General features: G+C 69.9%; 31 protein-coding genes, 1 pseudogene and 1 riboswitch. Of the genes and pseudogenes, 18 read left to right on the forward strand and 14 right to left on the reverse strand.

Going from position 1 to position 25,768, the window contains the following annotated elements; genetic code table 11:
* Positions 1-55: 55 nt before the first annotated feature.
* A pseudogene (locus tag QSK25_RS26380) lies at positions 56-697 on the reverse strand (ABC transporter ATP-binding protein); the annotation flags it as partial.
* A gap of 111 nt (positions 698-808) precedes the next feature.
* Between QSK25_RS26380 and QSK25_RS26385 the strand changes: the two are divergent.
* A complete protein-coding gene (locus QSK25_RS26385) occupies positions 809-1,879 on the forward strand; it encodes a sensor histidine kinase (RefSeq protein WP_285642129.1) in 1,071 nt (356 codons plus the stop codon).
* Positions 1,876-2,505 (forward strand): response regulator, encoded by a 630-nt coding sequence (locus QSK25_RS26390; RefSeq protein ID WP_285642130.1) that lies wholly within the window; start codon positions 1,876-1,878, stop codon positions 2,503-2,505. The genes QSK25_RS26385 and QSK25_RS26390 overlap by 4 nt, the downstream gene beginning before the upstream one ends.
* Here the strand turns inward: QSK25_RS26390 and QSK25_RS26395 are convergent.
* On the reverse strand, positions 2,502-2,717 hold the full coding sequence (locus QSK25_RS26395; RefSeq protein ID WP_285642132.1) for a hypothetical protein: 216 nt from the start codon (positions 2,715-2,717) through the stop codon (positions 2,502-2,504). The genes QSK25_RS26390 and QSK25_RS26395 overlap by 4 nt on opposite strands.
* Positions 2,718-2,922: 205 nt before the next feature.
* A complete protein-coding gene (gene arc / locus QSK25_RS26400; protein WP_285642133.1) occupies positions 2,923-4,722 on the reverse strand; it encodes a proteasome ATPase in 1,800 nt (599 codons plus the stop codon).
* 714 nt (positions 4,723-5,436) lie between these two features.
* On the opposite strand from arc, the gene QSK25_RS26405 reads away from it, so the two are divergent.
* Positions 5,437-6,315, forward strand: a complete 879-nt coding sequence (locus QSK25_RS26405) for an Rv0361 family membrane protein (RefSeq protein WP_285642134.1) — start codon at positions 5,437-5,439, stop codon at positions 6,313-6,315.
* 34 nt (positions 6,316-6,349) lie between these two features.
* The gene (locus tag QSK25_RS26410) at positions 6,350-7,192 is read left to right on the forward strand and encodes a hypothetical protein (protein WP_285642135.1); all 843 of its coding nucleotides are present in this window, start codon (positions 6,350-6,352) and stop codon (positions 7,190-7,192) included.
* Between the two features lie 51 nt (positions 7,193-7,243).
* Here QSK25_RS26410 and QSK25_RS26415 read toward each other — a convergent pair whose 3' ends face one another.
* A complete protein-coding gene (locus tag QSK25_RS26415) occupies positions 7,244-8,068 on the reverse strand; it encodes a tRNA (adenine-N1)-methyltransferase (RefSeq protein ID WP_285642406.1) in 825 nt (274 codons plus the stop codon).
* 15 nt (positions 8,069-8,083) lie between these two features.
* On the reverse strand, positions 8,084-9,202 hold the full coding sequence (locus QSK25_RS26420; protein ID WP_285642136.1) for a site-2 protease family protein: 1,119 nt from the start codon (positions 9,200-9,202) through the stop codon (positions 8,084-8,086).
* An 85-nt stretch (positions 9,203-9,287) separates the two neighbouring features.
* Between QSK25_RS26420 and QSK25_RS26425 the strand changes: the two genes are divergently transcribed.
* Both QSK25_RS26425 and QSK25_RS26430 read left to right on the forward strand, forming a co-directional pair.
* Positions 9,288-10,133, forward strand: a complete 846-nt coding sequence (locus QSK25_RS26425; protein ID WP_285642137.1) for a RecB family exonuclease — start codon at positions 9,288-9,290, stop codon at positions 10,131-10,133.
* Positions 10,130-10,903 carry a thioesterase family protein gene (locus QSK25_RS26430; RefSeq protein WP_285642407.1) on the forward strand — a complete coding sequence of 258 codons (774 nt, stop codon included), beginning with the start codon at positions 10,130-10,132 and terminating at the stop codon, positions 10,901-10,903. Before QSK25_RS26425 ends, QSK25_RS26430 begins: the two co-directional genes overlap by 4 nt.
* Here the strand turns inward: QSK25_RS26430 and QSK25_RS26435 are convergent.
* From QSK25_RS26435 to QSK25_RS26445, 3 genes are all read right to left on the reverse strand, one after another.
* On the reverse strand, positions 10,900-11,580 hold the full coding sequence (locus tag QSK25_RS26435) for an OmpA family protein (protein WP_285642138.1): 681 nt from the start codon (positions 11,578-11,580) through the stop codon (positions 10,900-10,902). The genes QSK25_RS26430 and QSK25_RS26435 overlap by 4 nt on opposite strands.
* On the reverse strand, positions 11,577-12,080 hold the full coding sequence (locus QSK25_RS26440; RefSeq protein ID WP_285642139.1) for an RNA polymerase sigma factor: 504 nt from the start codon (positions 12,078-12,080) through the stop codon (positions 11,577-11,579). Before QSK25_RS26440 ends, QSK25_RS26435 begins: the two co-directional genes overlap by 4 nt.
* A gap of 61 nt (positions 12,081-12,141) precedes the next feature.
* On the reverse strand, positions 12,142-12,324 hold the full coding sequence (locus QSK25_RS26445) for a hypothetical protein (RefSeq protein WP_285642141.1): 183 nt from the start codon (positions 12,322-12,324) through the stop codon (positions 12,142-12,144).
* A 236-nt stretch (positions 12,325-12,560) separates the two neighbouring features.
* Between QSK25_RS26445 and QSK25_RS26450 the strand changes: the two genes are divergently transcribed.
* Complete coding sequence (locus tag QSK25_RS26450) at positions 12,561-13,175, forward strand: phosphoribosyltransferase (RefSeq protein ID WP_285642142.1); 615 nt, start codon at positions 12,561-12,563, stop codon at positions 13,173-13,175.
* On the opposite strand, the gene QSK25_RS26455 is transcribed toward QSK25_RS26450, so the two are convergent.
* The 3 genes from QSK25_RS26455 to QSK25_RS26465 are packed head-to-tail and all read right to left on the reverse strand — an operon-like array spanning position 13,136 to position 14,584.
* The gene (locus QSK25_RS26455; protein WP_285642143.1) at positions 13,136-13,447 is read right to left on the reverse strand and encodes an antibiotic biosynthesis monooxygenase family protein; all 312 of its coding nucleotides are present in this window, start codon (positions 13,445-13,447) and stop codon (positions 13,136-13,138) included. The two genes, QSK25_RS26450 and QSK25_RS26455, sit on opposite strands and share 40 nt — an antisense overlap.
* Positions 13,444-14,304 carry an ATP phosphoribosyltransferase gene (hisG, locus tag QSK25_RS26460; RefSeq protein ID WP_285642144.1) on the reverse strand — a complete coding sequence of 287 codons (861 nt, stop codon included), beginning with the start codon at positions 14,302-14,304 and terminating at the stop codon, positions 13,444-13,446. Before hisG ends, QSK25_RS26455 begins: the two co-directional genes overlap by 4 nt.
* Before the next feature lie 16 nt (positions 14,305-14,320).
* Positions 14,321-14,584 carry a phosphoribosyl-ATP diphosphatase gene (locus QSK25_RS26465; protein WP_089912086.1) on the reverse strand — a complete coding sequence of 88 codons (264 nt, stop codon included), beginning with the start codon at positions 14,582-14,584 and terminating at the stop codon, positions 14,321-14,323.
* A gap of 108 nt (positions 14,585-14,692) precedes the next feature.
* Between QSK25_RS26465 and QSK25_RS26470 the strand changes: the two genes are divergently transcribed.
* From QSK25_RS26470 to QSK25_RS26495, 6 genes are all read left to right on the forward strand, one after another.
* Entirely contained in the window at positions 14,693-15,343 is a 651-nt protein-coding gene (locus tag QSK25_RS26470) for a (2Fe-2S)-binding protein (RefSeq protein ID WP_285642145.1), read from the forward strand.
* Between the two features lie 48 nt (positions 15,344-15,391).
* Positions 15,392-15,566, forward strand: a riboswitch (cobalamin riboswitch).
* Between the two features lie 33 nt (positions 15,567-15,599).
* The gene (locus QSK25_RS26475) at positions 15,600-15,788 is read left to right on the forward strand and encodes a CbtB domain-containing protein (RefSeq protein WP_177229632.1); all 189 of its coding nucleotides are present in this window, start codon (positions 15,600-15,602) and stop codon (positions 15,786-15,788) included.
* 10 nt (positions 15,789-15,798) lie between these two features.
* The gene (locus QSK25_RS26480) at positions 15,799-16,569 is read left to right on the forward strand and encodes a CbtA family protein (RefSeq protein ID WP_285642149.1); all 771 of its coding nucleotides are present in this window, start codon (positions 15,799-15,801) and stop codon (positions 16,567-16,569) included.
* Between the two features lie 60 nt (positions 16,570-16,629).
* A complete protein-coding gene (locus QSK25_RS26485; protein ID WP_285642150.1) occupies positions 16,630-16,962 on the forward strand; it encodes a hypothetical protein in 333 nt (110 codons plus the stop codon).
* Complete coding sequence (locus QSK25_RS26490) at positions 16,962-17,438, forward strand: hypothetical protein (protein ID WP_285642152.1); 477 nt, start codon at positions 16,962-16,964, stop codon at positions 17,436-17,438. Before QSK25_RS26485 ends, QSK25_RS26490 begins: the two co-directional genes overlap by 1 nt.
* Entirely contained in the window at positions 17,435-18,496 is a 1,062-nt protein-coding gene (locus QSK25_RS26495) for a hypothetical protein (protein WP_285642153.1), read from the forward strand. Before QSK25_RS26490 ends, QSK25_RS26495 begins: the two co-directional genes overlap by 4 nt.
* A 4-nt stretch (positions 18,497-18,500) precedes the next feature.
* Here QSK25_RS26495 and QSK25_RS26500 read toward each other — a convergent pair whose 3' ends face one another.
* Both QSK25_RS26500 and QSK25_RS26505 read right to left on the reverse strand, forming a co-directional pair.
* Positions 18,501-20,081 (reverse strand): hypothetical protein, encoded by a 1,581-nt coding sequence (locus QSK25_RS26500; protein ID WP_285642155.1) that lies wholly within the window; start codon positions 20,079-20,081, stop codon positions 18,501-18,503.
* Between the two features lie 10 nt (positions 20,082-20,091).
* Entirely contained in the window at positions 20,092-21,600 is a 1,509-nt protein-coding gene (locus QSK25_RS26505) for a S1 family peptidase (protein WP_285642157.1), read from the reverse strand.
* A 155-nt stretch (positions 21,601-21,755) separates the two neighbouring features.
* Here QSK25_RS26505 and QSK25_RS26510 point away from each other — a divergent pair, with 155 nt between their 5' ends.
* On the forward strand, positions 21,756-22,130 hold the full coding sequence (locus QSK25_RS26510; RefSeq protein WP_285642159.1) for a CU044_2847 family protein: 375 nt from the start codon (positions 21,756-21,758) through the stop codon (positions 22,128-22,130).
* Here the strand turns inward: QSK25_RS26510 and QSK25_RS26515 are convergent.
* Positions 22,127-22,783, reverse strand: coding sequence for an HAD family hydrolase (locus QSK25_RS26515; protein WP_285642161.1), 657 nt, complete (start codon positions 22,781-22,783; stop codon positions 22,127-22,129). The genes QSK25_RS26510 and QSK25_RS26515 overlap by 4 nt on opposite strands.
* 306 nt (positions 22,784-23,089) lie before the next feature.
* Between QSK25_RS26515 and QSK25_RS26520 the strand changes: the two genes are divergently transcribed.
* The 4 genes from QSK25_RS26520 (at position 23,090) to QSK25_RS26535 (ending at position 25,708) form a co-directional block, all read left to right on the forward strand.
* Entirely contained in the window at positions 23,090-23,992 is a 903-nt protein-coding gene (locus tag QSK25_RS26520) for a PAC2 family protein (RefSeq protein ID WP_285642163.1), read from the forward strand.
* Positions 23,993-24,098: 106 nt separating this feature from the next.
* Positions 24,099-24,629: an RNA polymerase sigma factor gene (locus QSK25_RS26525; RefSeq protein WP_285642164.1), complete on the forward strand. Its 531-nt coding sequence runs from the start codon at positions 24,099-24,101 to the stop codon at positions 24,627-24,629.
* The gene (locus tag QSK25_RS26530) at positions 24,626-25,357 is read left to right on the forward strand and encodes a hypothetical protein (protein ID WP_285642166.1); all 732 of its coding nucleotides are present in this window, start codon (positions 24,626-24,628) and stop codon (positions 25,355-25,357) included. Before QSK25_RS26525 ends, QSK25_RS26530 begins: the two co-directional genes overlap by 4 nt.
* Before the next feature lie 144 nt (positions 25,358-25,501).
* Positions 25,502-25,708: a hypothetical protein gene (locus tag QSK25_RS26535; protein WP_285642168.1), complete on the forward strand. Its 207-nt coding sequence runs from the start codon at positions 25,502-25,504 to the stop codon at positions 25,706-25,708.
* The last annotated feature ends 60 nt before the right edge of the window (positions 25,709-25,768 follow it).

Genomic DNA, 25,768 nt, shown 5'->3' on the forward strand with positions numbered 1-25,768 from the left:
GTCCCCTCCCGGAGGTGAGGCCGAGGTAGGCGTCCTCCAGGGAACCGTTGCGGGTCAACGCCTCCATCGGTGTCTCCTTGACCAGCTGTCCTCTTGCGACGATCACGACGTGGTCGGCGGTCAGCGCCATCTCGCTCATCAGGTGGCTGGAGACGAAGACCGTCCGGCCTTCGCCGGCGAGTCCGCGCAGGAGGTCGCGGATCCACCGGACGCCCTCGGGGTCGAGACCGTTCACCGGTTCGTCGAACATCAGCACCCCGGGGTCGCCGAGCAACGCGGCCGCGACGCCGAGCCGTTGCTTCATACCGAGCGACAACGCCCGGATCCGCTTGTGCCGCACGCCTCCCAGACCGACCTGCTCCACCAGCTCGACGGCGCGCTTCTCGCCGATGCCGTTGGACGCGGCGATCCAGAGCAGGTGGTCGAGCGCCCTGCGCCCGTGGTGCACCGCCGCCGGGTCGAGCAACGCGCCGACGTGCCGCAGCGGGTGGTCGAGCGTCGCGTAGCGGCGGCCGTTGATCAACGCCTCCCCGCTCGTGGGCCGGTCCAGGCCGAGGACCATGCGCATCGTCGTGGACTTCCCGGCACCGTTCGGGCCGAGGAAGCCCGTCACCAGTCCGGGGTGGACGGTGAACGACAGGTCGTCGACCGCCTTGGTGTCCCCGTACCTCTTCGTCAGGTTCCGCACCTCGATCATGCGGAAGAGAGTGTGCTGTCGCTGCCGGAAACGGATCGGCCTGGGCTCCGATCCCCGGAATCGGACCGTGGTCCGAGGTGGCGCGGCACCGGGGTCGATACGGTGCGTTCCGTGTTCGCGAGACTGCACCTCTACCTGGTCGACGCCACCGCCGCGCTGGTGATCTGGGTCCTCGTCGCGTACGCGATGCTGGAGCCTTCCCAGCACGCGTCGCCGTTCGTCGCGGTGCCGCTGGCCGGGCTGGTCGCGGTGCCCGTCGCGGTCCGGCGGTGGTGGCCCTCGCTCGCGCTGGCCGTGACCCTCGCCGCGATGGCGCTCGTGGTGATGACCAGGGTGCTGCCGGTCGTGGCGCTCGGCGCACCGGTGGGAGCCGTCTGCTTCGCGCTGTACACGGTGGCGGTCGACCGCGATCGCACGTGGTCGCTGGGGGCCCTGGTCGTCAGCGTCGTCGTGACCGCGGGGCTCTCCGGCGGCGAGGTGGAGAGCGTGCTCGTCGCCGTCGCCGCGCTGGGTTCGGTGTGGGCGATCGGCTACACGACCCGCCTGCGGCGCTCGATGCTCGAACGCGAGACCGCCCGGGCCGCCGAGCAGGCGCTCGCCGACGAACGCCTGCGCATCGCCCGCGAACTGCACGACGTGGTGGCGCACAACCTCTCCCTCATCGCCGTGCAGGCGGGCAACGCCGCACACGTGCGCTCACCCGAGCACGCCTACGAGGCGTTGCAGGTCATCTCGGAAACGAGCCGTGCGGCCCTCACGGAGATGCGTGGTCTTCTCGGCGTGCTGCGGTCCGACGCCTCGCTCGCCCCCTCCCCCGGACTCGACGGACTGGCGGAGCTGGCCGGCCGCGCGTCGCTCGCCGGGGTGCGCGTGACGGTGGACGTGCGCGGGGAGGCCGTTGTGCCGGAGGGGATCGGGCTGTCGGTGTACCGGATCGTGCAGGAGGCGCTGACCAACGTGGTGAAGCACGCGGCCCCCGCCGCCTGCACGGTTCTGGTGGAGGTGACGGCGGAAGCCGTCCGCGTGGAGGTCGAGGACGACGGCCCCGGGGTGAAGGAGCTCGGCGTGGGACACGGGTTGATCGGCATGCGCGAACGCGTGGCGGTGTACGGCGGCACGTTCGACGCCGGACCCGGCGACGGCGGCGGTTTCCGGGTCGTCGCGGAGCTGCCGGTCCGATGACGACCGTGCTGATCGCGGACGACCAGGCGTTGCTGCGGGCCAGCTTCAGGATGCTGGTGGACCACGAACCGGACCTGACCGTCGTGGGCGAGGCCGGCACCGGCGCCGAGGCGGTCGCGCTGGCGGCGGAGCTGGAGCCCGACGTGGTCCTGATGGACATCCGCATGCCCGAGATGGACGGCATCGAGGCCACGCGGCAGCTGGACGGCCCGCGCGTGCTCGTGCTGACGACGTTCGACCTCGACGAGTACGTCTTCGGGGCGTTGCGGGCCGGCGCGTCCGGGTTCCTGCTGAAGGACACGCCTCCCGCCGAGCTGCTGGCGGCGATCCGGGTGGTGGCGTCCGGCGAGTCGCTGCTGTCGCCGACGGTGACCCGGCGGCTGATCCGGGAGTTCGTCCGGCAACCGGCGGCACCCGCGGTGCGCGGCCTGGAGCGGATCACCGAGCGGGAGAAGGAGGTCCTGCTGCTGATCGCGCGCGGGCGGTCCAACGCGGAGATCATGGCCGAGCTGCACGTCAGCACCGGCACGGTGAAGACGCACATCGGGAACCTGCTGGCGAAGCTGCACGCCCGCGACCGGGCGCAACTGGTGATCGCGGCCTACGAGTCGGGCCTGGTCCGCTAGATCGTGGTGTCGCGCAGGAGGCGACCGTCCACGTCGTAGGCCCGGACCCGCACCGCGGAGATCTTCTCCGGAACGCGGCAGACGAAGACCTCGCCGTACATCTCGGCCTGGACGACCTTGCCGCTCGGCAACGCGAACTCGAGGGCGGCGATCTTCGCCGCGACCCGCCCGACCTCGACGCTCCCGCCGTCCTGGACCAGCCCCACGCGCACGGCGACGTGCTCGACCGCGAGCGGGTCCGCCTCGTCGCGGGCCCAGGTCAGCGCGGTGACGACCCCAGTGCTGCCAGCACGTACCCGGTGCGTCTCATGTCTCCCCCTGCCAGGAAGTCCAGGCAGGCGGTCACCGCGCGGGTAGGCGGGAACGCGGCACCGCCCCGGCCGCGAGGTGCGGCCGGGGCGGTGCCGGACTGCGGTCTTACAGATACGTGCCGGTGTTCGTGGCCGTGTCGATCGCGCGACCGGTGTCCTGGTTCTTCCCGGTGACGAGCGTGCGGATGTAGACGATCCGCTCGCCCTTCTTGCCCGAGATGCGAGCCCAGTCGTCCGGGTTCGTCGTGTTCGGCAGGTCCTCGTTCTCGGCGAACTCGTCGAGGATGGCCGCCTGCAGGTGCCGGACGGAGAGCCCGGGCTGCTTGGTGTCGAGCAGCGACTTGATCGCCGCCTTCTTGGCCCTGTCGACGATGTTCTGGATCATGGCGCCGGAGTTGAAGTCCCGGAAGTACAGGACCTCCTTGTCACCGTTGGCGTAGGTGACCTCCAGGAACCGGTTGTCCTCGGACTCCTCGTACATGCGCTCCACGGTGTGCTGCACCATGCCCTCGATGCAGGCCTTCGGGTCCCCGCCGAACTCGGCGAGGTCGTCGGCGTGCAACGGGAGGTTGGGCGTCAGGTACTTGTTGAAGATGTCCTTCGCGCCCTCGGCGTCCGGTCGCTCGATCTTGATCTTCACGTCGAGACGGCCGGGCCTCAGGATCGCCGGGTCGATCATGTCCTCGCGGTTGGAGGCGCCGATGACGATGACGTTCTCCAGGCCCTCGACGCCGTCGATCTCGGCGAGGAGCTGGGGCACGATCGTCGTCTCGACGTCGGACGACACACCCGAACCACGGGTGCGGAAGATCGAGTCCATCTCGTCGAAGAACACGATCACCGGGGTGCCGTCGGACGCCTTCTCACGAGCCCGCTGGAAGATCAGGCGGATGTGCCGCTCGGTCTCACCGACGAACTTGTTGAGGAGCTCGGGGCCCTTGATGTTGAGGAAGTACGACTTCGCCTGCTTGTCGGTCTCGCCGCGGATCTCCCGCACCTTCTTGGCCAGCGAGTTCGCCACCGCCTTGGCGATGAGCGTCTTGCCGCAGCCGGGAGGGCCGTAGAGCAGGACGCCCTTGGGCGGGCGCAGCTCGTACTCGCGGAAGAGGTCGGCGTGCAGGAACGGCAGCTCCACGGCGTCGCGGATCTGCTCGATCTGCCGGGAGAGGCCACCGATGTCGTTGTAGTCGATGTCCGGGACCTCCTCGAGCACGAGGTCCTCGACCTCGGCCTTGGGGACCCGTTCGTAGGCGAAACCCGCCTTCGAGTCGACCAGCAGCGAGTCGCCGGGCTTGAGCGGCGAGTCGAGCAGCGGCTGGGCGAGCCAGACCACCCTCTCCTCGTCGGCGTGCCCGACGACCAGCGCACGCGCGATGGTGTCCGCACCGTCGTCGTCGGTGAGCACCTCCCGCAGTGCGCAGACCTCGCCGGACCGCTCGAACCCGCCGGCCTCGACGACCGTCAGCGCCTCGTTGAGGCGCACGGACTGGCCGTAGGCGATCTTCTCCGGTTCGACCGCGGGGGACACGGCCACGCGCATCCTGCGACCAGAGGTGAAGACGTCCACGGTTCCGTCGTCGTACCGCGCCATGAAGACGCCGTACCCGCTGGGCGGTTGCGCCAGCCGGTCGACTTCCTCACGCAGCGCGAGCAGCTGGCTTCGTGCTTCGCGGAGGGTGTCTATGAGCTTCGTGTTTCGCTCGGTCAGCTGGCTGACGCGCTCTGTCGCCTCAGCCAAGCGCTGCTCGAGCAACCGCGTGTGGCGCGGCGACTCGGTCAGCTTGCGACGCAACGACGCGATCTCGTCCTCGAGGAACCTGATCTGCGCAGTCAGCTCAGCAGAATTGTTGCCATGGTTCAGCTCGCCACCCTCATCGGGTTGGCTGCCGGGATGACCGTGCTGCATGTCGGCACCCTCCTCCCGTGTTCGTACCGATTACGGTACCGGCGATCACCGACAAAATGGGGTACTCACAACATCATCTTCGCTCGTGTGACGCAACGGCAAGGCCTCCAAGAGAGGTCGACTGGTCCATCTCGGTGTCCGGCGCGACCGCCCACCGGCTACGGTGCGTCCCAGAAGCCACGACCGGCGTTTCGCCCCGCGACACGCCAGACGACCTGCGAGAAGCCCGAGGAGAGGGTCATGGGAGCACCAGGGCGGGCGCCCGGTCTCCACTGTCCGCGACCACCCTCGGACGCCCCTGGACACACCTGGTACGGCTCGCGGCCCGGCGACGGGCGGCGATCCGCCATGTTCCCACCAGGTGGACCAGCGATCGACCCGTTCGGCGGTCACGCACCGCAACCCACCCCGTTCGCGACCGGCGGAGGACCCGCGCGGGCGGGCCTCCGGAGCGTCCGGAGGGCGTGCGGCCATCCGGGTGGTTCCACCGACGCGACCGGCGCACCACCCCGACAGCGCAGAGCATCGCGCTCGATTACCGGTGGAGTTGCCACAATCGTTATCAGACGCGACCTTCGCGCGGCCGGATCGCAACTCGCGGCCGTGTGCATAACCACTCGTGCGTGTCGATAGGCACCATTCGCCCGCGAGTTGTCGGGCGAAGCACCACAATGTCCAGCGAAAGATCACCTCATCCGCATCGGGGGAGTTTCGATGACCTACCCGCCGCAGCAGCCCGGGCCCTACGGGCAGCAGCCGCCGCCCGGTGGGCCGTACGGGCAGCAGCCGCCGCAGCAGCCGGGTCACGGCCAGCAGCCCCAGCCCGGGTACGGCCAGCAGCCCCAGCCGGGCTACGGCCAGCAGCCGCCGCCCGGTTACGGCCAGCAGCCCGGCCCGTACGGCCAGCCGCAGCAGGACCCGTTCGGCCAGCAGAACCCGCAGAGCGGTGGCTTCCCGCAGCAGGGTCAGCCAGGTCCTTACGGTCAGCAACCGGGCCCGTACGGCCCGCCCCAGGGCTACGGCCAGCCCGGCGGCTTCGGCGGCCCGCCGCCCAAGAAGAGCAACACCGGCCTGATCGTCGGCGTCATCATCGGCGTGCTGGTGCTCGTCGGCGGCGGTGTCACGGCGGCGGTGATGCTCTCCGGCAACAGCTCCTCCAGCTCCAGCAGCTCGTCCTCCGACTCCGGCTCGAGCGACTCGGGCGGCGGTGACGACGCGGCGGACGTGAAGAAGGTCGCCGAGGAGTACTACGCCGCGAGCGCCTCGAAGAACGAGAGCAAGGTCAAGTCGATGGCCTGCGACGCGGCCCTCAAGGAGGCCGAGGAGGCGGAGAAGAAGCTCACGCCGGACCAGCGCAAGCTGGCCGAGGAGCTCAAGAAGATGCCGTCGCCGAAGGTCAACGTCAAGGACGTCAAGGTCAGCGGCGACACCGCGGACGTCGGCGTGTCGACGACCGTGACGATCGGCACCGAGTCCAAGAGCTTCGACACCACGGTGAAGTTCAAGAAGGAGTCGGGCGACTGGAAGTTCTGCACGCTCGCCAAGGACATCAAGCTGCCCGACTTCCAGGTTCCGACGATCCCGACCAAGTGATCGGGTTCAGCACTTCAGTTTCGGGGGATTTCCGATGACCTACCCGCCGCAGCAGCCGGGTCCCTACGGCCAGGGCCCGCAGCAGCCCGGCCACGGCCAGCAGCCGCCCCAGCCGGGGTACGGCCAGCAGCCGCCGCCGGGGTACGGGCAGCAGCAGCCTCAGGGCCCGTACGGCCGGCCCGGGCAGCAGGGGCCGCCGAGCGGTGGCTTCCCGCAGCAGCAGCCGGGTCCGTACGGCCAGCCCCAGCAGGACCCGTACGGCCGGCCTGGCCAGTACGGGCAGCCCCAGGGCTACAGCCAGCCCGGCGGCTTCGGCGGTCCTCCCCCGAAGAAGAGCAACACCGGCCTGGTCATCGGTGTCGTCGTCGGCGTGCTGGTGCTCGTCGGCGGCGGTGTCACGGCGGCCGTGCTGCTGTCCGGTGACGACTCGAAGCCGTCGACCACGGCGGCGGCGGACAGCGGCGAGAACACGGCGGAACCTCCGCAGGAGACCACCAAGCCGTCGTCGCCGAGCAAGTCCGGCAGCGGGGACGCGAAGCTCGAGGAGATGGTCGCCGACTTCGCGGCGGAGAACCAGAAGCAGGGCCGCGAGGGCAAGTTCGACCTGGCCGCGATGAAGCCGTACATCTGCGACAAGATGGCGGCGGACGCCGAGAAGGCGAACAAGTCGCCGAAGCCCGCGCCCCAGCTGAAGATCACGGCCGGTGAGGTGACGACGACCGGGACGACCGGCACGTTCAAGGCGGACTACACGGGCATCCCGGACCCGCAGGGCGGCACCGGCACGGTGAAGTCGTTCATCATCTACAAGCTCACGCAGGAGGGTGGCGACTGGAAGGTCTGCGGCGTGCAGAGCGCCGGCGCACCGTCCAAGTGACCACGCGCTGAAGGGGGCCCTCTACGACCAGAGGGCCCCCTTCAGCGTTTCTCAGCCCTTGCTGGGACGGCGCTGCGGCTTCGGTGCCGTCACGCCGTCGGCGAGCTTGCGCGTGGTGAGCAGGAACGCGGTGTGCGCGATCATCCGGTGCTCCGGGCGCACGGCGAGACCCACGACGTGCCACGGCCGGACGAGCGTTTCCCACGCGTGCGGCTCGGTCCAGCACGTCATCTCCCGCAGCGCCTCCGTGACCACCGACAGCTGCGTGGTGGTGGCGACGTACACGACGAGAACGCCACCGGGGATGAGGTTCTTCGCGATCGTGGGCAGGACCTCCCACGGCGAGAGCATGTCGAGGATGACCCGGTCGACCTCGCCCTCGTGGTTCTTCACGTCGTCGACGGTGATCGACCAGTTGCCCGGCCGTTCGCCGAAGAACGTCTCCACGTTGCGGATGGCGTGGACCGCGTGGTCGTCACGCACCTCGTAGGACTGGACGCTGCCCTTCTCCCCCACCGCGCGCAGCAGCGAGCACGACAGCGCGCCGGACCCGGCACCCGCCTCCAGCACGCGGGCGCCCGGGAAGATGTCGCCGTACATGCAGATCTGCGCGGCGTCCTTGGGGTAGATGACCTGCGCGCCCCGCGGCATCGACAGCACGTAGTCCGGCAGCAGCGGGCGCAGTGCCAGGAAGTTCGTGCCGCCCACCGACGCGACGACCGAGCCCTCGGGCTGCCCGATCAGCAGGTCGTGCGGGATGGCGCCGCGATGGGTGTGGTACTCCTTGCCGGGCTCGAGGACGACGGTGTAGTGCCGCCCCTTGGGGTCGGTCAGCTGAACCCGGTCGCCCGGTCGGAACGGTCCACTTGCGCTAATCACCGCGCAATGGTGTCAAACGCCCTTCTCAATGGCCGCACGCAGGTCCTCCCTGCGCAGCACACCGGCGGGACGGCCCTCCAGGTCGACGACGAGGAACTGCCACGCGGCCGTGCCCTGCACGCGTTCGACGATCTCCTCGCCGGGTTCGTCGGCGAGCAGCACGGTCTCCGGCCGGATCGGCTCCGCGGCCTGTTCGGCGGGGGCGAACGGGCTGGCCGCGGCGAGTTTGCGCGCCAGTTCGGTGTCGAGCAGGCCGGCCGCGACGCCGTCGGCCCGCACCAGCACCACACCGCGTCCCGCCGACGTGCTGAGCGCGTCCGCCACGGGACTTTCCGCCGGCAGTTGCAGGACGGGCAGGATCAGATCGTTGAGCGTGACGCCCTCGGGCCACGTCCTGCGGCGTTCGCTGGCGAGTTCGCTGCGCGCACCGGCAACAACAACCCACGCCGTGAGCACGCACACACCGAACCGCAGCCAACGGTCCTCAGCGCCTTCCATGACGCCGTAGAGCGCCCACACCACCAACGCGACGGCCACGGCGAAACCACCGACCACAGCGACTCGCGTGCCCGTCGCCCGTTGCCCGGTCGCGGCCCACACGCCCGCGCGCACGATCCTGCCGCCGTCCAGCGGCAGTCCCGGCAGCAGGTTGAAGATCGCCACCACGAGGTTCGCCCCGGCGACCTGCACGACCAGCAGCCACAGCACGCCGCCGGACGTCATCGCGAACCCGCCGAGGCCGAACACCACGGCGAGCGCGATGGACACCACCGGCCCGGCGCCCGCGACCACACCTTCGTGACTGGGTTTGCCGGGGGTGCGCATGATCTCGGACAGCCCGCCGAGCAGGTAGAGCCTGAGTCTCCTGACCGGGAGGCCGAGCCTGATCGCCGCGACGCAGTGGCCGAGTTCGTGGGCGAGCACGGAAAGTCCGAGGAAGACGGCGAACAGCGCCGCTACCAGAAGGCCCGTGGCCGGCGGCGTGCCCGGTGCGAGGTCGTCGACCAACGGCGCGTAGAACGCCACCACGATCGCCGAACCGATCCACCACGACGGCGCGAGCACCACCGGGATGCCCGCCACCCGGAACAGCAGCAGGCCGCCCTCTCGTTCACTGATCCGCGCGGCCACGGGAGCACTGTAGAGCGGGTGGTGTGATCTCGCGGTTCGGTGGCCGCTCCCGGAATTGTCAGACCCCTGTCCTATCGTGCGAAGCATGAGCACCACGTTGCGCAGGCCCGCGCTGTCGCCGTCCCGGGCAGGGGACTTCAAGCAGTGCCCGCTGCTCTACCGGTTCCGCGCGGTCGACCGGTTGCCGGAGCGGCCGACGAAGGCGCAGGTGCGCGGCACGGTGGTGCACGCGGTGCTGGAGGACCTGTTCGCGCTGCCCGCCGCCGAACGCGTCCCGGACCGGGCCCGCGCGATGATCTCCCCCGCCTGGGACCGGGTGAAGGGCGAGCGCCCGGAGTTCGCGACGCTCTTCGAGTCGGAGGGCAGCGAGGAGGAGGCGGAGTGGCTCGCGTCCGCCACGAAGCTGCTCGACGGCTACTTCGGCCTGGAGGACCCGCGGCGCCTGGAGCCGGAGTCGCGCGAACTCCTGGTCGAGTCCGAACTGCCGTCCGGTGTGCTGCTGCGCGGCTACATCGACCGGGTGGACGTCGCCCCGACGGGTGAAATCCGGGTCGTGGACTACAAGACCGGCGCCGCGCCGCGCGAGATCGGCGAGGCGAAGGCGTTGTTCCAGATGAAGTTCTACGCCCTCGTGCTGTGGAAGCTGCGCGGCGTCGTCCCGCGCCAGCTGAGGCTGATGTACCTGGCCGACCGCCAGGCGCTGGCCTACCAGCCGGACGAGTCCGAACTCGCCCGCTTCGAACGCACCCTGGACGCCATCTGGCAGGCGATCATGCGCGCCGCGCCGACCGGTGACTTCCGCCCCAACCCGAGCCGCCTGTGCGACTACTGCGACCACAAGGCGTTCTGCCCGGCGTTCGACGGCACCCCGCCGCCCTACCCTGGCTGGCCGGAGCCCGACGACACCGAGCCCCTCCAGGACCGCGACTGATGGCCGCCTTCTACCTGCCGCTGGGCGACGACAGGTTCCGCTCCACCGAACACACCGTCGGCCCGTGGGGCCCGGACAGCCAGCACCTGGGCCCGCCCTCGGCGTTGCTGGTGCGCGCCCTGCTGGGCCTCGGCAACCCGGCGTCGTCCTTGGCGCGCGTCACGTTCGAGGTGCTCGGTCCGGTCCCGGTGGCGGACCTGACGGTGTCCACTTCGGTCGAACGCCCCGGCCGTTCCGTGGAACTCCTCGCAGCTTCCCTTTCGTTCGAAGGCCGTGCAGTGCTCACGGCCCGCGCGTGGCGCATCGTCGACGCGGACACCACCGCCGTCGCGGGCGGCGAAGCACCTGAGCTGGCAGCGCCTTCCACCGCCGTGCCGATGGAGATCCCCGAGCACTGGGGCGGCGGCTACCTCGCGGCCGTCGAGTGGCTGTCCGTGTCCGGTGGCATCTTCACGCCGGGTGACGCCAGGGTGTGGGCCCGCCCGCGCGTCGCCGTCGTCGAGGGCTCCGAGCCCACCCCGGAAGAGCGCCTGTTCTCCGTCGTCGACTCGGCCAGCGGCGTCTCGTCCCGTGTGGACATTCGCAAGTGGTACGCCATCAACACGGACCTGACGGTCCACCTGCACCGCCGCCCCACCGGCGAGTGGGTGGGCATGGACGCGCGCACCACCATCGGCCCGGACGGCGTGGGCCTGGCGACCAGCGTCGTGCACGACGTCCACGGTCCGGTGGGCACGACAGCACAGGCGTTGTTCGTCCGCGAGCGCTAGGTCAGCCGCTCCACGGTCACCCGGCGATCACGCGGGTCGAACGCCGCCGCGGCCTGCGCGTACCCGACACCGACGGCGGTGACGCGTGCCGGCGACAACCCGGCGTTCACCAACACCGTCCGCACGCTGTCGGCACGCAGTTGGCTCAGCCTTACCGCGCTGTCCTCAGCGCCGAGCCGCGCCGTGTGCCCGAGGACGACAACCCGGTCGTCGTCCTCGAGGTGCTTCATGAACTCCCGCAGCACCGCCAGGTCGGCGTCCTCCACCTCCTCGGAGTCCGGCCGGAACCAGACGACGACGAGCTCGCGCCCCACCATCTCGGCGCCGGGCGATCCCGTCATCGGCGCGCTGGGCCGCGTCTCGGCCAGTTCGGAGTGCCTGGTGGTGCGATCCAGAACCGCGGAGGACGGCGGCACCTCGCTCGGGCGCACGAGCTCCAGTTCGGGCGCGGACATGACCGGCAGGGAGTTCATCGCCATCGGTGTCACGGACGTCCCCCCGATCACCGCCACCGCCGCCACCGCGACCCCGAGTCGTGCCAGTGACGACACGCGCCCGCGCGGAGCGGGTGGGCCCACCGGCACGGCCGGCAGCCGAGCCGGTGCCAGCACCAGCTCGAGGTCGGCGACGTGCACCGCGTGCCGTGCCTTGAGCTTCTCGTCGAGGTCGTCGTTCATCGTGTCTCCTCCCCAGTGGCGAGCATCGAACTGATCGCGTCGCCCGCCTTCTTCGCGCGGTCCTGCACGGTGCGTTCCGCGATGTTCAGCTCCACCGCGATCTCCGCGGTGCTGAAGTCGTCCAGCCGCAACGCGATCACCTCGCGCTGGTGCCGGGGCAGGCTGTTGATCGCCTGGACGAGATCGCTGTTGCGCTCCAGCAGTTCCTCGATGACGGGGTCGATCCGGCCTTCCACCGGCCGCAACCCGCGCTCCAGCAAGCGCTTCAGCGTCGAGGTCCGCGAGATCTTCTTCCCCGCGATGCGCCGAGCGGTCGTGCGCACCCACATCCGGCGGTTCGTGCGCACCTCGGCCCAGGACCAGTAGAGCTCCACCAGCGCTTCGGACGCCGACTCGTCCGCGATGTGGTGAGCGAACCCGAGGTAGCGCAGGAAAGCGACCACGGCGGCGTGCTCGGCGCGGTGGAAACGCAGGTACTCCGCGTCGGGCGAGTCCGCCATGGGTCTCCGTGGATCGTCGGGTGCCGGGTCACCCACGAGATCGCGTGCCAGTGTCATCCCGTCACGACCCGTCCGACCGGCCGAGGATCGAGAGCGCGGCCAGTCCGGCCGCCAGCACGGCGGCGCCGGCCGTCACCGGCACCGAGCTCGTCAGGACGTACAACGAGCCCACACCCGCCAGCAGTCCGTTGACCAGCACCGCCGCCTCGCCGCGGCCGGCCGTGCCTCTGTTTCGTCCAGTCATGCCCCAGAGGGCCACCTGGCGGAAGATCGGCGCAACCACCGGCCCGAATTCACTCGACCGGGTCAAAACGATTCCACGTCAACGGATCCAGGCGTGCCGGTACCTCGCAGGACGCACCGGGAGTCGTGGCACCACCACCGTCCACAGTGCCGCAACGGCGTGCCGTCCATCTCGATGACCGCGGACGTCATGGGCCTGTTCGACTGAACGAGGGAAGGCGTAGCGTCAGGACGACGATGAAGAGGTTCGCGAACCGGCAGGAAGCGGGCCGCGCCCTCGCCGCGCGCCTCGCCGGACAGCCCTGGCACGACCCGCTGGTCCTGGGCCTCCCACGAGGCGGCGTCCCGGTCGCCAAGGAGATCGCGACCCGCCTGAACGCCGAGCTCGACGTCGTCGTGGCGCGCAAGATCGGTGCACCGGGCCACCCGGAGTACGGCGTCGGCGCCGTCACCGCCGACAGCGAGCCGATCTACGACCCGAGGGTCCTCAGAGCCCTCGACCTGACCGAGGAACAGCTGGGCCACCAGGCCGACGCGGAACGGCAGGAGGCACGGCGCCGCACCGCCCTCTACCGCGGCGACCGGCCGCTGACCATGGCGAACCGCGACGTCATCCTCGTCGACGACGGCCTGGCCACCGGCGTCACCGCCAGAGCGGCGCTCCACCACATCGCGCGACACACCCCGAAGAGCGTCACCCTCGCGGTGCCGGTGGCCGCGCGGGACGCGCTGAAGACGTTCCGGACGCCGATCGTCGCGATCCTCACGCCGAAGCACTTCCAGGCCGTGAGCCGCTGGTACGTCCGCTTCGATCAGACCACGGACGACGAGGTGCTCAGCGCGCTCTCGTAGTGCGACACGACCGGGAACGGAGAGTAGAAGCGGTGCAGCAGGGCAGACCACCGCTCATAAGAAGGCCCCTGCCGGAACCCGACGACGTGGTCCTCCACGGAATCCCACCGCACGAGCAGCAGGTAGCGCGACGGCGTCTCCAGGCAACGCAGCAGTTCGAGGCCGCGGAAGCCCGGCGAGGCGGAGATCAGCTCCCGCGCCTCGCCGAACGCCCACTCGAAGTCCTGCTCGGAGCCGGGCAGGACGTCGAGCAGCGCGTGCTCCGTGATCACAGGCGGCAGAACCTGATGTCCGAGGCCAGCACGGCCTTGGCACCGATGGCCGCGAGCTTGTCCATCACGTTGTTCGCTTCCTTGCGGGACACCATCGCCCGCACGGCCGCCCAGTCCGGGTTGGCCAGCGGCGCCACGGTCGGCGACTCGAGGCCCGGGGTCAGGGCGATCGCCTCGTCCAGGATCGACCGCGGGCAGTCGTAGTCGAGCATCAGGTACTGCTGCGCGAACACGACGCCCTGGAGGCGGGCGGTGAGCTGCTTCTTCGCCGCGGTGAGCTCGGAGCCGTTGCGGTGGATCAGCACGGCCTCGGACTCGCAGATCGGGTCGCCGAACGGCACCAGGTCGTGCTGGCGCAGGGTGCGGCCGGAGCCCACCACGTCGGCGATCAGGTCGGCGACGCCGAGCTGGATCGAGATCTCCACCGCGCCGTCGAGGCGGATCACCTTGGCGGTGATGCCGCGGGCGGCGAGGTCGCGGCCCACGAGCTTCGGGTACGCCGTGGCGAGGCGCTTGCCCTCGAGGTCCTCGACCTTCCAGTCGGTGCCGCGGGGGCCCGCGTAGCGGAAGGTCGACGAGCCGAAGCCCAGTGCCAGCAGCTCCTCGACGGAGGAGCCGTTGTCGTCGGCGCCCGAGTCGGCGGCCAGGTCGCGGCCGGTGATGCCGAGGTCGAGGTCGCCGGACGCCACGTAGATCGCGATGTCCTTGGGGCGCAGGAAGAAGAACTCGACGTCGTTGTTGTTGTCGAGCACGGTCAGGTCACGCGGCTCGTGCCGCTGCCGGTAGCCGGCCTCGGTGAGCATGGCGGAGGCGCGTTCGGCGAGCGCGCCCTTGTTCGGGACTGCTACGCGCAGCATGTGGAAGTCTTTTCAGTCAGAGGTACTTGTAGACGTCTTCGAGGGTGAGCCCACGGCCCAGCATGAGCACCTGGAGGCGGTAGAGCAGCTGCGAGATCTCTTCGGAGAGCTTCTCGTCGGACTCGTACTCGGCGGCGATCCAGACCTCGCCCGCCTCCTCCAGGACCTTCTTGCCCTGCGCATGGACCCCGGCCTCGAGCGCGGCGACGGTGCCGGATCCCTCCGGCTTGGTGGCGGCTCGTTCGGTCAGCTCAGCGAACAGGGAATCGAAGGTCTTCACGGCATGACATCCTCCCATCCCCCGACCCCCCGTCCACACCGCGGTCGCATCTGTCCCAGGCCGTGGACGTGATCTGTCCTGCATGGACACCCGGTAGCGTGAACTTCCGTGTCTGAGTTCGCCGAGGTCCTCGAAGCCCTGCGCCGGGTGCGCGGGATCAACCCGTTCTTCGCCCTCGACGTAGGCCGTCCGGACGAGTCGTGGCTGCCCGGAACGGCGTTGCTCGAAGGCCCGGCGCTCAAGACCACCCTCGACGCCATCGCGATCCGCTACCGGGCCGACGAACCGCGCGTGGCCGCCAGCCTGTTCTTCCTCAGCTACACGGCCCGGCTGCTCAGCCCGCTCACGGCCGCGAACATCCCGATCGACGTCCGGCCGGAGAACCTGTGGTGGCACCACCACCCCGCCAACGGCCTGAGCGTGCGCATCGACCAGCCCCGGCTCGGCCCGCCCGCCGCCGAGGCGCTCGCCCCCGTGGTCGAGGCGGTCCAGGCCGTCACGCCGGTGGCGAGCGGGTTGCTGTGGGGCAACGCGATGTCGAACGTCGCGGGCGCGCTGAAAATGGTCGTGCGCGCACAGATGCTCACAGCGGAGGAAGCGGAAGAACGCGGCGAACAGCTCATGAGCACACCGCCGTTCGAACAGGCGGGAGAATTTCTGGCTTTTCCCGGCGAGCTCGGGTTCCGGCGCCGGTCGTGTTGTCTGTACTACCGCGTTGCCGCAGGTGGGAAGTGTGGTGACTGTCCACTCGCGAAGTGAGGAACGCAACAACTCTTATGGCCGGTTGTGCTTAACAGCCGACTCAACTTACGGTGCACGCGCCGCAGTGACGGGAAGCCGGTGAGAATCCGGCGCGGTCCTCGCCACTGTGACCGGGAAGCGATCCCCGCCGAGCACGTCACTGGTCCCCGCCGGGACTGGGAAGACGCGGGGGCAGCGTTGATCCGGGAGTCAGGAGACCGGCTGCGGCGCCGCTAGGAGAGTTGACCTTCCACGAGGTATGGAGGAGCCCGTCATGACGAGCCCCGCAGCAAGCCTGTCCGCCGTCCGCGTGCCCAAATGGGCCTTCGCCGTCTCACTGCTCGGCCTGATCGTCACGTACCTGGTCCTGCAGGAGAACGGCCTCGCGCTCGGCGCGGGTTCCGAGTTGCTGCACGAGTTCTTCCACGACGGCCGTCACGCGCTCGGCGTCCCCTGCCACTAGATCCACGCAGATGACGACGACGTACAAGTCCATCGCACTGCGCGGAGTCGCGGCCGGCGCCATCGCCGGTGTCGCGTCCGCGCTCGTGCAGCTCCTGGTGACCGAGATCCCGATCCGGGCCGCGCTCGCGGTCGAGGAAGCTCGCGCACCCGCCGGTGAGGAAGCCGGCCACTCCCACGGCGGCGAGGAAGAGCTCGTCAGCCGCGGCGCCCAGGTCGTGGGCGGCATGCTCGGCGTGGTGATCGTCGGCATCGCGGTCGGCCTGGTGTTCGCCACGGCCTACGCGCTGTCGAAGCGCTGGTTCACCGACCGCACGCCGTTCAGCCGCAGCTTCGCCTTCGGGGCCGCGGTCTTCGGTGCCGTGGCGCTGCTGCCGTGGATCAAGTACCCGGCCAACCCGCCCGCCGTGGGCGATCCGGCGACGGTGAACCACCGCACGGCGCTCTACCTCGGCGTGGTCGTGGCCGGTCTGCTGATCGTGTGGGGTGCGAGCTGGCTCGCCGCGCAGCTGCACGCGCAGTCGCAGCCGGTGCGCACGACGGCGGTGCTGCTCGCGGTCGTCGCGGCCGCCGCCGTGGTGCTGCTCGCGTTCCCGGCCCCGCCGGACACGGTTCCCGCGGACATGCCGGTGAACGTCCTGTGGCAGTTCCGCCTCAGCTCGCTCGCCCAGCTGGCCACGCTCTACGTCGGCATCGGCGTGGTGTTCGGCCTGCTGATCGACCCGGCCGCGCGCAGGGCCAAGGCCCCGGCGAAGGCCTCCCGGGAGAGCACTGTCGCCTGATGGTGTGGGGTGGCCGCGCGTGCGGCCACCCCGCCCAGGCGCCGTTGGTACGTTCGGCGCATGCCTGACAGCGCGGAGTTGCTGGAACAGATGCGTCAGAAGCTCGACTTCTTCGAGCAGGCGAACCGCGCCGCCGACGCCCGCGCCGCCGGTTACGGCGCCGCCAAGAAGCCGGGCACGCTCAGCGAGGCGTTCACCAAGTCGTTGTCGGGCAACGCGGAGAAGGTCGTGGGGCTCGACCAGAGCGGTCCGGACGGCATGAAGTACACCGACCCGGTCAAGATCGCGAACAAGGCGGCGGGCTTCGTCGACGGCGCGGTCAGGACGATCACCTACGACCGGCGCGGCACCGACCAGGACGCGGCGCGAACCGACCGGGAGCTCGACTTCTGATGTGGTGGCGGCCCAAGCGCTTCACTCCCACCGAGGCCGTGACGTCCGTCGGCGGGCGCACGTTCACGACGCGCACCGAGGTCCGCGTCGTCGGCCTGGACTCCGCCGGTGGCGACCAGAAGGCGCGCGAGGAGGCGTTCGTCTCGGTCGGCACCGCACTCGGCCCGTGCCCGCCGTTGCGGGTGCGGGCACGGGCCACCGAGGACTGGCGGCGCATCACGCACGACGAGAACAAGGGCGCGATCGCGGTGGGCGTGCCCGCCTTCGACGACTCGTTCCTGGTGTTCTGCGACGAGTTCGCGTTCGTCCGCCTGCTCACGCCCGCGCTGACCGCCGCGCCGTGCGAGTCGACCGGCGGCCTCGAACTCGGCGGCGGCCGCATCACCGTGCACCGCGAGGGCGTCGGCCACGAGGGCGCCGCCGCCGAGTTCCTGAACGCACTGATCCCCTTGCTGCCACCGGAGTTGCGCCGATGAACGACGCGCCGATCGTCGTCCCGCTGTCCGGCGAGGCCGCCGTGGTCGTGGAGCAGGACCGCGTGCTGTTCACCCGCCTGGTCGGCGGCGCCCGCATCGCCACGGACGTCATCGGCGTACCGCTGGCGGGCGTGCTGAAGGTCGAACCGGGCGTGCTGCTCAAGAACGTGAAGTACCGGACGCCCGAGCACTCCTCCAGCCACCCGCTGCGGTTCGACCTGCCCGCCGGCCCCGCCGTGTGGCTGCGCGCGGCCTACGACGTCATCATCCCGACCCCCGACCCGCGTGGCCTGGCCGCCGAGATCGAACGCCGCCGCCACCGCGTCGCCCGCTACGGCGGCGTCGCCTCGTCGGTGGTGTGGAACATCAACCCGCGGCTGCGCGTGGCCGGCCCTCAGGGCTACGTCCCCGGCGTGCTGACCGGTGCGCCGACCGCGCCCGACATCGGCAGGTGGGAGTCGACCGCCCCGGCCCCGGCCGGCCCGTTGTCGCCGGGCTGGCCCGCGGGCGACCCCGTGGTGCCCAGCCGCGTCCCGTACCCGGAGTCGTTGCCGGTGGTGGCCGAGACGCTGGCGAACGGCGTGCGGTTCTCGGTGTCGGTGCGGCGGACGTTCCTCGGCTTCGACGCGGTGTCACCGGGCGTCGTGAACGACGTCGCGCCCACGTCGTCGTTGAGCGAACCCCTGGCCGTGTGGCACATCGTGCGCGCGGGCACGGTGCGCGGCACGCATCGGCCCGTGCGGTGGTGTGCGGCCGATGGACGCACCGAGATCCGCACGGAACTGGTCGACGGGCCCGCGTTGTGGCTGTGGGGGCCGGTGCAGGAATGGGTCGTGTGCACGCCACGGGCCGTGGAGCTGGCCGAAGAAGTGCGGCTGCGGCAGGGCGTGGGGATGGTCTACCCGTTGTCGAGCGACCTCGGGGCCGAACGCCGGACGTGGCGTAACCTCTCGTCGACGCGCCCGGTGGACACGCCGTCGGGACGGGCGTTGCCGCCGGTGCCGGAGTGGGCGCCGACGACACCCACCCTGCTGCCCCGCGACTGCTGGATCCACTAGCTCATCAGGCCCCGCACTTGCCCTTGGCCCGGTTGTCGGCATCGCACCAACGCAGGACGAGATTTCCCGGACCGGTCATGACCAAGCCGGGAGATTTCTGTTCGAACGTCACTACAGCACCCTGAGGCAGGGCCGTGTCGGTGCTGGTGAGCACCGTCGCCGTGGCCTGTGCACCAGTCACCCCGGTGATGCGCATCGTGAGTTCCGGGAAGGTCGGCATCACGGTCGCGGTCGACTGGTAACTCATCGTCACCAGGCCGCTGGGGTCGATGGTGAGACCACCCGCATGCTGCGACCACGTGCCGGTGAAGGCGGCGGGAGGAGCGGCGACCGCGATCGAACTGGCCGTCGGTCGTGGTGAAGGCACGCTGACAGGAGGCGCGGAAAGAAACAGTGCTTTCTCGTCGACGACGGTGCGCTGACCGTTCCGCAGCACCGCAAGTGTGCCGTACGAGCAGTTCGCTTCCGAGCTGGCACGTCCTATGCAGCTCGGCACGGTCAGCACCGCGGTGGCGCCGTCGCTCAGCTCACGCACTCTCGTCACGGGGCCTGTGTCGCGCTTGACCCACTTGCCATTCTCCAGCGCCCACATGTCCCCCGCGCTGCGCAGAACCTGCTTGCCCTGGTTGTTCGCGGTGAGATCGGTACAGGTCCACGACGAGGCGGTCGCCCTCAGTTCGCCCCTCGCGGTCCACCACAGATCCTCGATCTGAAACCCACTCCCGGTGCCGGGCGGCATCATTGCGGACGTGTCTGTGTTCTTCGCAGTGCCATAGGCGTCCATCAGCTGCACCGAAGATCGCTCACCGCATGCGCTGCTTCCGCCGAACACAAGTGCATATCGTTCACCGCTGCCGTTCTCGTAGGGGACGACAAGCGAGGGCGAGCCATTGGTCAGGTCGAGCTTCTTTCCCGCCACCGCACCGAATTCCACCAGCACCACGTCAGAGCCGCCCCTGCTGGAGGCCTGCCCGGTGATCACGTGGCTGCGGGTGCTGGCGAGGAACTTTCGCGGATTGGCCGAGCCGAGCGCGGGCGGGAACTTCAGGTCCTCCTGCCTGGCTGCGGACTTCAGATCGATCGTGTGGAAACCGTCCACAGCCGAATCCTCGGAACCGATGTTCACCAGCACGCTGTCCGCCCCCACGGCAGTGACGTCCGTGCATCTGCGGCACGGGTAACGGCGTTCTTCCCCGGTGCTCACGTCGATGGCGATGAGCTCGATCTGCTCCTTCCGGTCAGGACGGAGGTCAGCGTCGGAGAACAACACCACGTGGTCCCCGCTGTTCGTCCACACGACCTTGTTCCGTTGAGCGTCCCGTCCGAAGAACCGTCGCAGACGGGTGACGACCTGCTCACCGCGCATGAGGACGAGGTGTGTTTGAGTGAAGTAGAGGAAGTCGGCTCGGCCTGAACCAGGCGGAACTGTGGCCGGTGAAGGGGATGACTCCGTGGCCTCGGAACTGACCGGTGGCAGCACTGGATCGAACGCCTGTTGGTCCCATGGTCTCAGGACGAACACCGTCATGACCGCGGCGACGAGGCACAGCCCCGTGAGCACCGCCAAGAGCTTCTTCACTGTCATCGCGGCCTCGCTAGGAGCGGTACGTGCGGGGATCGACGCGTGACCAGTTGTTGTAGCTGCGCACGTACGCGGCCTGGTAACCGGAGAGCGGCACTTCCTGCGCGGTCGGTGTGGCCATCCCACTGACCTCGAACGGCTTGCCGTTGTCGTCGATGTCGAGCGAGTACGAACCAGTCGCCGCCGCGATGATCAGTCTCAGGCTGAACTTGCAGTGCCGCGTCTTCGTGAGAGCGGCGAGCACCAGGTCCTGTTGCTCACCTGGACGCAGCTCGATCGACTTTTCGGCGAAGTAGCTCTCGCCGATGAGATCGGGGATGGTCTTGTCCAGCAGCACCATCTCCTGGACCGTGGGGCTCGGTTCGTCGAGGTCGAACCCGAGCTGCACCACTCCGGACGGGCTGCCCTGGGTGAAGCCGCTGAAGTACGTGCCCGCGATCGGCGACGCGCACTCCTTGATCACCTCGATGTCGGTGATGCGCACGGGAACGCTGTCCCTGCCCATCAACGTCACCTTGGTCAGACCGAACCCGATCGGCACACCGCCGTTGCGGTCGTACCAGGAGACCTGTTCCTTGGTGTTGTCCAAGACTTCGGCGAACGTCGCAACCTGGGCGTCCGTCATCTCGATCTTGGTCGGCACCGTGAACGCCGACGCGCCTCCACTGCGCCGCTGCACCCGCTCGGTTCCCATCACGGTGACCACGGGTGCGTCCGTGGGCATCGGCTGGACACCCTTGTGGACGGCGACAGGGGTCGTGGTCGTGGCGGCGGGCGGAGCCGGAGTAGCGGTGCTGACCGGCTGCCGGCTGATCTGCACGACGCCCGCGGTCGCCGAGACGGTCAGCAGCAGTGCGGCGATCGTCAGCAAGGCGGCTGCCCGCCGGCTCACCCGAGCCTTGGGTTGACCGGCGGTCTTCAGCCGGCGATCGCCGGGAACGAGGGGGAGGAAGTCCTCCACGCGTGCCGTCCACACGGAGTGCTTCAACCAGTTGTCACTGTTGTAGCGGGCGGAGACCACACCGATCACCACGTCGTCGGCAGCTCGGCGCACCGGAGCCCCGCTCATGCCCGGCGCCACCGAGTCCGACGTGAAGTAGCCCTGCGGAACGTCGTTCCTGGTGACCGCGCCTCGCCACTCTCCCGTCGTGGCGACGAACTTGTAGCTGTGTTCGGGATCGTCGATCCTCGCCACCCCGGTCACAACGATCTTGGTGCCGGGTGTCACCACGTCCGTCGGCGAGACGGCTTCGACCGTGCCGGCCAACGGCGCCTGCCTGTGGAGCACAGCGAGGTCGCGTTGCTCGTCAATGGCGACCACCTCGGCCGGCAGCACGGGTTGGTCACCCGCGAGCGCGTCCACGCCGACGAACGAACCGACCCCACCCGCCCGCAATCCGCGCAACACGTGCTGCGCGGTCACCAGGACGCCGGGGGCAACCTGGAAGCAGGTACCCACCGGAGCCTCGGAGTCGGTCAGGATCCGGCCGAGATACGGCGGAATCCGTTCATCACCAGGCATCTGTCCTCCCGTGACGGATCTGCCTGCCCATCGCGGTCAACGGGGCGTCGCGTTACTCCCGTCCTAAGTGGATTGATTTCTCCACGAGATGGAATTCCGCTTCGGTAACAACGAATCCACGTCGGAACGATCAGACAACGACGAAGGAGGGCGTGATGGCGGGCAAACTCGTACCGATGTGGATCGGCGACGTCGAGGTGGAGGTGGAGACGCTGGCAGGGCCGTGGAGTGAGGACACCTCGGCGCTGGACGAGGCCGGCAAGCGAGTGCTGGACGCCTTCGCCATCGCACGCGAGGTGATCGTGGGCGCGGCCATCGCCACCGCTGAGACAGCAGGCAAAATCGCTGCGCGGTCAGTGCGGCCGGACAAACTCGAGGTCGAGTTCGGGCTCGGCTACTCGATCAAGGGCAATGTGGTCGTGGTGAGCGGTCATGCCGATGCCACTCTCAAGGTGAAGCTGACCTACGACGCCCCCGATCAGGAGAGCAGTGCGGACTCCGGTTCGCCGACGCCCGCGACCACGCCTTAGAGGGCCCGCAGGACCTCGACGTCCACGCCGACGAGCGAGTCGCGGAACACCCGCCGCTCCCCCGCCTCCACCTCGACGTCACAGGGCACCACCAGCACCGTGCACCCGGCCGCGACCGCCGCCGCCACCCCGGTCGGCGAGTCCTCGATCGCCACGCACCGCGCGGCGTCCACGCCCAGCAGCCGCGCCGCCTTCAGGTACGGCTCGGGCAGCGGCTTGTTCAGCCCGTCCACCTCGTCACCGCACACCGTCACGTCGAACAGGTCGCGGCCGATCGTGTCCAGCGCGACCTCGGTCAGCGCGCGTTCGGTCGACGTCACCAACGCCATCGGCACGCCCGAGGCGCGGACGGCCTTCAACGCCTCCTGCGCGCCCGGACGCCACGGCAGCCCGGCGCGGAAGACCTCCTCGGTGCGGCGGGAGATCCACGCGGCACCGTCGGTCAGGTCCGCGTCGGTCGGCTCGATGCCGACGTCGGCGAACAGCAGCCGCATCGTGGTGGGCACGTTGGTGCCGACCATGCGCTCGCGGGTCTCCAGGGACAACACGCCGCCGAGCTTCTCCGCGTACTCGTAGAGCGGGATGTCCCACAGCTTCTCGGAGTCCAGCAGCGTCCCGTCCATGTCCCACAGGACTGCGTGCAGGTCAGACATCGAAGTACTTCGCCTCCGGGTGGTGCGCCACGAAGGCGCCGGTGAGTGCTCGGCCAGCGCTTCGATGAGCTGGACCCCCAAGTCCACGGACTTCCAGCCAGTCACGATACGCGTTCTCGCCGGGCAGTTCGCCGCAGGTCGGGCCACCACGCACGCCCTTCGGACCGGAGTGCCGGTTTCGACGGCATCGCACCATTAGCGCCGACAACCCCGCTTGACCAGGGCTTTCAGCAACCGCGACGCTTCACGATCACCCGTGGGCCAAGCCTCCGATGAGTTGACTCGCCGAACCCGTAGTCTGGCGCCGTGAACGATCCGTCCCAGGAATCCCCGACCCCCTCGAACCCGCGCATCCCGCTCACGGCTCCGATCATGGTCTGTGCGTTCGAAGGCTGGAACGACGCAGGTGACGCCGCCAGCACCGCGATCGAGCACCTCCAACTCACCTGGGACGCCACCCCGCTCGCCGAGATCGACCCGGACGACTACTACGACTTCCAGGTGACGCGCCCGTCCGTGCGCCTGGTGGACGGCGTCACGCGCCGGGTCGACTGGCCGACGACGCGGCTGTCGGTGTGCCGCCCGCCCGGTTCCGACGTGGACGTCATCCTCGTGCACGGCATCGAGCCGAACATGCGGTGGCGCAAGTTCGCCGCGGAACTGCTGGGCCACATCGACGCGCTCGGGGTGACGACCGTGGTGACGCTGGGCGCGTTGCTCATGGACACGCCGCACACCCGCCCGGTCCCGGTCACCGGCACCGCCTACGACGCGGACGCGGCCGAGAAGTTCGGCCTGGAGCACTCGAAGTACGAGGGCCCCACCGGCATCGTCGGCGTGTTCCAGGACGCGTGCGTGCAGGCCGGCATCCCGGCGATCTCGTTCTGGGCGGCCGTGCCGCACTACGTCTCGCAGCCGCCCTCCCCCAAGGCCACGCTGGCCCTGCTGCACCGGGTCGAGGAGGTCCTCGACATCGAGGTGCCGCTCGGCGCGCTGCCCGAGCAGGCCGAGGAGTGGGAGCGCACGGTCTCCGAGATGGCCGACGAGGACGAGGACGTCCGCAACTACGTCCGGGCGCTGGAAGAGCGCGGTGACGCGGCCATGCAGATCACCGAGGCGTCCGGCGACGACATCGCCGCGGAGTTCGAGCGCTACCTGCGCCGCCGTGGCCGCGGCCCCGGCTGGCCGTCGACCGGTCCCCGCCAGTAAGCAGCAGAGAAGGCCCCCGCTCCGGGGGCCTTCTTCGTTTTCGGGTGTGACGACCGCGGACCTGCCGGACAGGTAGGGGGTGAAGGGTCACCACCGAAAGGACGACATGAGGGAATCCCCACCTGGCAGCAGGGAGGACCGCTTCCGGGACCTGCACCGCCGCACCTACCCGGACCTGCTGCGGTTCGTGGAACGGCGAGTGCCTCCCGCCGAGGCCGAGGACGTCGTCTCCTCCGTCTACCTGACCGCGTGGCGGCGGCTCGCCGACGTGCCGGACGACGCCCGGCCGTGGCTGTTCGCGGTGGCGCGCAAGACCATGGCGAACCAGACCCGCGGCCTGCGCCGCAGACGCGCGCTGGACGTGCGGATCGCGTCGTCGTTCGACGAGCTGGTGCCGGACGGGTCGGCCGAGGTCGCGGCACGCCTCGACCTGGCCCGCGCCTGGCGGACGCTGAGCGCCGCCGACCGCGAGGTGCTGGCGCTGGTCGCGTTCGACGGCCTCACCGCCGACCAGGCCGCCACCGTGCTCCGGTGCCGCCGGACGACCTTCGCGATGCGGCTCAAACGCGCGCGGCAGCGACTGGAGCAGGCCCTGAACCCCACACCCGGACGAGCACCCGCAGGAGTGCGCGCATGATGACCGATCTGAAGGACCTGGACCCCGCGCGCGACCGCGAGCCGAGCCAGTTGGAGTGGGTCCGGTCCACCGCCCACGTCGAGCGCGTCATCGGCGGCACGCACGCCTCCGAGCGCTCGTCCCGGTCGCGCCGGACGATCATCGGACTCGCCGCGACGGCGGCCGCCGCGAGCGTGCTGGCGGGGATCGCCCTCGTTCCCGGCGCCACCGACGAGGCGTTCGCCCAGTGGACCCCCACGCCGGGACAGCCCGCCTCCGACCTGGTGCTCCCGCAGGCCCGCGCGTGTGCGTCGGAGTGGGGCGCGAGCGCGCCGGCGGCGACGGACGTCGTGCTCGCCGAACAGCGCGGGATCGCGACGATCCTGATCCTGAAGAAGGACGCCGGCCTCGCCGAGTGCATGGCGATCGGCGAGGAGGTCTTCAACTACCAGTTGCTCACGAACGGACAGGTCGAACCGCTCAGCGGGGCCGGGGTGACGTACGAGACGTCGAGTTCGAGCGGCAGCGGCGACGACCAGTACTCGCGGATCGTCGGACGCAAGGGCCCCGACGTCACGAAGGTCGAGATCCAGCTGGCCGACGGTCGGGTGATCACGGCGGGAACCGGTTCGGAGTGGTGGACCGCGTGGTGGCCAGGGCCCGAGGGGGGCGAGGTCGGCACGTGGAAGGTCGTGGTGCACACCGCGCAGGGCAGCACCGTCCACGATCCGGGTGAACTCCGCCGCTGAGCTCGCTTCACGCAGGTCAGGAGCCGTCCCGGTCATTTGGGCCGGGACGGCTTTTTCACGCTTCCGAGTGATCGAGTACGGGTTTCCACATGCCGAGGAATGGGTACAAGATCCACCTCTCAGACAGGAACCACCGTGTCCCTCGTGCGCAAGATCGCTGTCGGTCTCGCTGCGGGCGGCGGCGTGCTGTTGGCCGTGTCTCCCGCCAGTGCTGCTCCCCTCTCCTCCGTCGACTCCCTCGGGGAGAACGGCCCGCACACGACCGTGAGCGACGTCCGGGAGTCGTTCCAGGGCAACCTCGCCGGGGTGCGGGAGCAGACGCAGGGTTTCACCGCGAAGCTCGGCGGTTAGCGGCGTGACGCGGAACGTCGGCGGTGAATTCACGGCAACGTTCCGCGCCACGCCGCTAAA

Origin of the sequence: Lentzea sp. NBRC 102530 (genome assembly GCF_030269365.1) — a bacterium.
GTDB lineage: Bacteria > Actinomycetota > Actinomycetes > Mycobacteriales > Pseudonocardiaceae > Lentzea.